A 6,267-nucleotide genomic window follows, 5' to 3' on the forward strand; every position below is an offset into this window, starting at 1 on the left:
GTGCTGGTGACCCAGTTGCAAAACTGATCCCACAGGTTGGCGCTTTCGCGCTGCTGTAAGGTTGTGGTCATGGTTTTATGATTGCTTTATTGATTTGTCAATGTTCGTGACGGCTTTGTGTTCCGCCATGTAAATAAATATAAAGCATATTCTAATGTTTGTAAAGTATTTTAACAACAGATTAACTGATGCAAGTTATAAGGTTAAGTTATCAATATGAGGAAAGCTGGATAAATGGGCAAGAATGCACAAAAAAGTAGGTAAAGCCTGGAAGCGCGTCGCCTTCAGGCATGGAAATATTAAGATACAGACTTTTGCTGACTGGGTATCATAATCAGAGCCCAATAGGGAACTTCAGCGGGCTCGACATCTACGATCGCCCGAATTCGCTGATTCGGCATAGTTGCGCGTTCTATATACAGTGCTCGATCGAACTGTCCCAACTCAATCAGCACGTCCCGGACTTTCGCAAAATGCCGGCCCAGCTTAATAATCACCGCAGCATCAACAACCGCCAGCCGATCGCGCAAAACCTCAGCATCCAGCGTCGCAGGCATAATACTTAACACATCGTTACGATAAGTCAGCGGCACTCCCAACGCAGCCGCACTCGCCATTGTCGAAGAAATTCCCGGCACAACTTCAGTCGTAAATGTCCCCGACAAACGGTTGAATAGATACATAAACGAGCCGTAGAGAAAAGGTTCGCCCTCACACAGGACCGCCACATCCCGTCCCTCGCTGAGATGTGCCGCAATTTTCTCCGCAGCAATATCGTAATAAGGTTGAGACGATCGCGTCGGACTAAAAGGCAGCGGCATCGGAATCTCAATTTGCTCCGGGCGCAGATAATCTGCGACGATCGCCCGCGCCAGCACCTTACCATTTTCCATCGCCGGATAGGCAATCACCGGCACCGATTGCAAAATCCGATAAGCTTTCAAAGTAATCAACTCAGGATCGCCAGGCCCAATACCCAAACCGTACAATTTACCAGTAGCCTCAGTCATAATTCATCCTTTTTCGCTAACGCATTCACGGCCGCCGTTGCCATTGCACTGCCACCGCGCCGCCCGTGCAACGTAATAAATGGCACTCCCCGACTGTTGGCGGCCAGTTCGGCTTTGGATTCAGCAGCCCCCACAAATCCTACCGGGAAACCCAGAATTAAAGCCGGTTTGGGTGCTCCGGCATCCAGCATTTCCAGCAGTCGGAACAAAGCAGTCGGGGCATTGCCAATTGCCACAACCGCACCCTGCAAGTTGTCCAGCCATAAATCAAGCGCCGCGGCCGATCGAGTATTTCCCATTTGCCGCGCCAACTCCGGGATTTCGGAATGCCAGAGGGTGCAAATCACCGGATTGTCGGCGGGAAGGCGTTTGCGAGTGATGCCTTCGGCCACCATCCGGGCATCGCAGAGAATCGGCGCACCGGCGGCGAGGGCTTGGCGTCCGCAGGTTGCGGCCCCGGGCGAAGCTGCTAAATCTGTAACAATATCGGTCATGCCGCAACTGTGAATTAGTCGCACGGCTACCGATTCTAAATCGGGCGGCAAGCTTGACAAATCTGTTTCGGCTCGAATTGTGGCAAAGGATTTGGTGTAGATTTCTGTTCCGTCTCGAATATAGTCAATCATTGTTTAAAACTGCTATGGGAAGTTTGTTGGATTTGTGAAATAGATTTTTTGAATTAACCGCGAAGAGGGAAAGGACGCGAAGGAAGAAACATCGAGAGATATAGAAAGAGAAATGATTAAAACTTGTCAGTTTTAATGGAATCTTTTTTCACTTTAAATTCCCATCTTCGGTGTTCAACAACTCCTGAAATTGGTCGATCGCCTGCCGATCGACAAACTCACCGAATGACTCCAAAGGCTCTCGAAACCGCTGATATACCTGCAACATTCGCTCGATCGCACCGGGCATCTCGGCGGCACTAACCGCCGGAAAAATTGGTCGCCCGAACGGCAAATCTTTTCTACCCGCATAAATCTTGTAGCCTTCGATCGCCTCGTCTCCTCGCTCCATCTGAATTCCTACCAGCGTGATATCAATTGGCCGGTGCTGGGCGCAGGATTTTTCGCAACCGCTGAAATGAATGTTAATCGGCAGGTCGATCGTCAATTTTTGCGCTAAATCCCTCGCCATTGTTAAAGCGTGACTTTGAGTATCTGTCGCCGCCGACGCACAGCCGCTGCTGCCGGCACAAGCCACCAAGCACGAATCTAGGCGAGTCGCCGATGAGTGCAATCCCAAATCGGCAACTTGCTGTTTTACCTCAAAAAGCTGGGAGTTGGGGATGTCAGAAATCAACAGATTTTGCCACGGCGTAAGTCTCAGGGTACCGCTGGCTAGATTTTGGGCTAAATTTGCCAAATTCCGCAGTTGTTTTGATTCTAGCCTACCTAGGGGCAGTGCAATTCCCATGTAGGAGAAACCCGACTGTTGCTGAGGATAAATGCCGAGATGTTGGTGATTGGGGATGGATTTTTCAAATGAGGCGATCGATCTTCGCTGCACTACAAACGGTAAATTCCTCTCTACCCTTTCTAGATAACTTTCAGCGCCCCAATCTGTCAGCAGGTGACGCAAACGCGGTTTTTTGCCATCAATTCGAGGCCGATTTTTTGTGTATTCAAGATAGGTGCTAGCGAGGGCGGCTAATACTGAAATACATTGCGATTGTTGGATTAAAATTCCTGTCTCGCCGTTTAAATGCAGCCGAAAAACGATTTCTGATTTTGCCGATCGCCCTTCAGCAGCTAATAAAATATCGTTGCGTAAATCGCGAATCGAAACCAACTCCCCGCCGTCGAAGCCAATACTGAACTTAGGCGAAAGTTCCGATAATTCGGGATGCGTTTGCAGGTAATCATCCCAAGCTTTCACTAGCGGGCGAGTATCGAGTAGTTGCTGTCGATCGATCCCTGCTGTCGGACTTGCCATAATATTGCGAATCGGGTCAACTTCAATGCGGCGAGATGCCAATCCCAATTCCAGCAAATCTTGCCAAACTTCATCAGAAACTGGCGAATTCAAGTCTCGAATTTGCAAATTCGCCCGATTCGTTACTTGCAAACAACCGGTACTGTATCGATCGACCAAATCGGCGATCGTCCGACACTGGTGCGCGTTTAAAATTCCCCCCGGAATCCGCATTCTCGATAATATTCCGTCTCGGGCGCGGGAACCGTAAAATAAACCTGGACAAGTCGGCAATTCACTCAAAGCTAACAAAGAAACTCCTCCCCGTGCGACGCAGGGAATCTAAAGTAAACTCCTGAAATCGGCATTCTGACTTTGACAGTTGCGGCACAGCGCCGGAATTGCACCGGACTTTCCCGCTTTCAGGTTTAAGAAATCTATCACAAGTCGATCGGCATCAGCCAGATCGATCGAGTTTCTTAACAAATCTCCGGGCGAGCTCGCCTGTTAGGGGGGAAATTCGTTTTATTATCTTGCTGATTCCTAAATAATTTTTTATAATCTATAATCGAAGTCAAAATCACTCTTAGAGTGCGTGACTTCTAACTTCGGCTATAAAACCTGCGATCGCGTTATTTATGACAATTGAAGAATTGCAAATCAAACTCGCAGATATCAATCACCTTGTTGAGACATTCCAAACATCAGTAGCTTTGCAAAAATACTACTCGGATGACACTGTGATGATTGAAGGAGATGGTACGATTACTAGCGGCAAAGAAAACTGCCGCCAAGGAAGAGAAATCTTTTTTCAAGAAATGTTAGTTGAGTTTCGAGAATCAAAATTAATTAGTCAAGACATCGCTGTTTCAGCGGACAAAAATTATGATTTTGTAGTAATTTCCAATTGGTACAATGATTACACCGTTAAAATTGAAGGTCAAATCATTGATTCCAAAAGCAACCAAATCTCGATCGGCTATTGGAAAGATGGTTTGGTAGTCAAGGAAAGTTACAATTATCCAGTGATTACAGTGGTTTAGCCCTGTTTGTTAATTATAGTTACGCAAAACCTGCATAAACCGGGTTTTTTGCCTTATCTGCGCGCGATAACCAAGTATTGTCGAAAAAGCCGGTTTATGACCACCCGTGCGTCCTGGACTAATATTGATAGGTGCGAGCGTTATTGAACCTGAGAAAAATAATCCGCATGATAATTGAAACTCAGAGATTGGTTTTGAAACCGATTGTAGAGAGCGACCTCAACACGCTCCACGAAATGTTTACTAATTTTTATGTTAGGAGATATCTATGTGACGGCGAAATATTGTCGCTGCAACAAGTGGAAGAAATGCTGGTCGAGAACAAAAGACTTTTTGAAGAAAAGAAATTCGGTTTGTGGTTTATCGAGACAAAGAACGATCGAGAAATCATAGGATTTGTTGGTTTGTGGTATTTTTTTGAAGAAGCACAGCCCCAGTTGCTTTACGCACTGCTGCCGAAAGCACTTAAAAAAGGTTACGCTACTGAAGCATCAACCAAAATATTGGAGTATGGTTTGAATGAACTTGGCTTGGACTATATTGTCGCAAGCTGCGATCGCCCAAACATTGAGTCGCTTAAAGTCGCAGAAAGACTCGGAATGAGGCAAGTTGAAGAAAGAATTATGAATGGAAATCCGATATTATTCTTTAGAATCGATAAGTAGTAATTAGCAGTAAGGGCGCAATGCACAAATGGCTTTCGGTGGTGGGGATTGGCGAAGACGGACTTTCGGGATTGAGTGCGATCGCCCGTTGTCTACTCGATCGATCTCAAGTCGTTGTCGGCGGTGCCCGTCACCTAGCAATGCTACCAACCGACGACACCCGCGAACAATTGCTTTGGGCTTCGCCCCTACAAGCAACAGTCGATGAAATCATCCGCCGCCGGGGACAGTCTGTGTGCGTGCTAGCCAGCAGCGATCCGATGTGTCACGGTATTGGCGTCACGCTGTCGCGCCAGATTCCTATTTCGGAAATGACTGTAATTCCCGCTGCATCGGCTTTTAGTCTTGCTTGCGCCCGTCTGGGCTGGGCTTTGGCGGATGTTGAGACTTTCAGTTTGACAAATCGCCCGATCGCGTCGATCGCCCTTGCTTTGTCTCCCGGCGCGCGATTGCTGGTTTTAAGCGGAGATCGACACACGCCGGGAAAGGTGGCTGAATTGTTGACACAGCGGGGGTTTGGCAGCAGTTTGATGACCGTGTTCGAGCGGATGGGAGGGAACTCGGAACGCCGGATGGAGGGGGTAGCAGCAGCCTGGAATGCAGCGGATTTGGCTGATTTGAACACGATCGCGATTGCAGTTGCAGCCGATCGCGAAACCCTGCTTTTTCCCCGAACTGCGGGTTTGCCAGATGCTGCATATCGCCACGACGGACAACTTACCAAGCGAGAGGTTCGAGCCGTTACTCTGTCAGCGTTAGCACCGATTCCGGGAGAGTTGCTTTGGGATGTGGGGGCTGGCTGCGGTTCGATCGCGATCGAATGGATGCGGAGTCATCCTCGGTGCAGGGCGATCGCGATCGAGCGCCATCCGACTCGATTGCAATACATCGCTGAAAATGCCTCGACTTTGGGCGTTCCCGAACTCGAAATCGTGGCGGGAGAAGCGCCGGAAGCCCTGACAAATTTGCCTCAACCGGATGCCATTTTCATCGGCGGCGGTGTCACCGCAGAAACTGTGCTGGAAACTTGCTGGAATGCTTTAGGTGAAGGCGGCCGATTAGTTGTTAATGCGGTGACAGTTGAGAGCGAGTTTAAAGTTTTGCAATGGCACGATCGTTATGGTGGGGAACTAATTAGAATTGGCATTCAGCGAGTAGGGGCGATCGGCTCTTTTCAGGGTTGGAAACCGCTTGTACCTGTGACTCAGTGGGCGGTAGTTAAGGGGTAAAAAGGTAATAAAAACGAGATTCAACATCAAGAATATTATCCCGCAATTGCGATAAAATTGTATCTCACCGTACCCCGAACCGTCGGAGACCACAGCCAGGAAATTAGCAGTCATATAAAATAATTCCCGATCTTCTATTTATAAATACTTTGGCGAGATTTGAGTTCATAGTAGGTGGCCCACCAGTATCACAACAAGCTCGCAGGCGAGATCGTTTTAAAGCTTGGAAAATGACGGTTGGGCAAGAGGCTAAAAAATACTGGTCTTCAGGGCAAAAAACTGAAGGGGTAATTTCGCAGTCTGAGTATCAGTTACTAATACCAATTTCCTAAAGTCATGCTACAGATAGAGCATCTAAAATAAATTCCCATCCCGTCAAAGAAGCAATAACTTCCAACGTCAACTT

6 protein-coding genes and 1 riboswitch are annotated in these 6,267 nt (G+C 47.8%); of the genes, 3 read left to right on the forward strand and 3 right to left on the reverse strand.

Features of this window, described 5'->3' with window-relative positions; translation table 11 throughout:
• Window positions 1–299: 299 nt before the first annotated feature.
• From E5S67_RS30500 to cobG, 3 genes are all read right to left on the reverse strand, one after another.
• Entirely contained in the window at window positions 300–1,010 is a 711-nt protein-coding gene (locus E5S67_RS30500; protein ID WP_172193015.1) for a precorrin-2 C(20)-methyltransferase, read from the reverse strand.
• Window positions 1,007–1,636 (reverse strand): precorrin-8X methylmutase, encoded by a 630-nt coding sequence (locus E5S67_RS30505; protein ID WP_172193016.1) that lies wholly within the window; start codon window positions 1,634–1,636, stop codon window positions 1,007–1,009. Before E5S67_RS30505 ends, E5S67_RS30500 begins: the two co-directional genes overlap by 4 nt.
• 148 nt (window positions 1,637–1,784) lie before the next feature.
• Complete coding sequence (cobG, locus tag E5S67_RS30510) at window positions 1,785–3,236, reverse strand: precorrin-3B synthase (RefSeq protein WP_246277064.1); 1,452 nt, start codon at window positions 3,234–3,236, stop codon at window positions 1,785–1,787.
• A 42-nt stretch (window positions 3,237–3,278) separates the two neighbouring features.
• Window positions 3,279–3,358, reverse strand: a riboswitch (adenosylcobalamin-variant (AdoCbl-variant) riboswitch).
• 204 nt (window positions 3,359–3,562) lie between these two features.
• Here cobG and E5S67_RS30515 point away from each other — a divergent pair.
• The 3 genes from E5S67_RS30515 to cbiE all read left to right on the forward strand — a co-directional run bounded on the left by E5S67_RS30515 (window position 3,563) and on the right by cbiE (window position 5,861).
• Window positions 3,563–3,967, forward strand: coding sequence for a hypothetical protein (locus tag E5S67_RS30515; RefSeq protein WP_172193017.1), 405 nt, complete (start codon window positions 3,563–3,565; stop codon window positions 3,965–3,967).
• A gap of 167 nt (window positions 3,968–4,134) precedes the next feature.
• On the forward strand, window positions 4,135–4,632 hold the full coding sequence (locus tag E5S67_RS30520) for a GNAT family N-acetyltransferase (protein WP_172193018.1): 498 nt from the start codon (window positions 4,135–4,137) through the stop codon (window positions 4,630–4,632).
• Window positions 4,633–4,652: 20 nt separating this feature from the next.
• The gene (cbiE, locus tag E5S67_RS30525; protein ID WP_172193019.1) at window positions 4,653–5,861 is read left to right on the forward strand and encodes a precorrin-6y C5,15-methyltransferase (decarboxylating) subunit CbiE; all 1,209 of its coding nucleotides are present in this window, start codon (window positions 4,653–4,655) and stop codon (window positions 5,859–5,861) included.
• The last annotated feature ends 406 nt before the right edge of the window (window positions 5,862–6,267 follow it).

It is taken from the genome of Microcoleus asticus IPMA8 (genome assembly GCF_013179805.1).
Lineage (GTDB): Bacteria > Cyanobacteriota > Cyanobacteriia > Cyanobacteriales > Microcoleaceae > Microcoleus > Microcoleus asticus.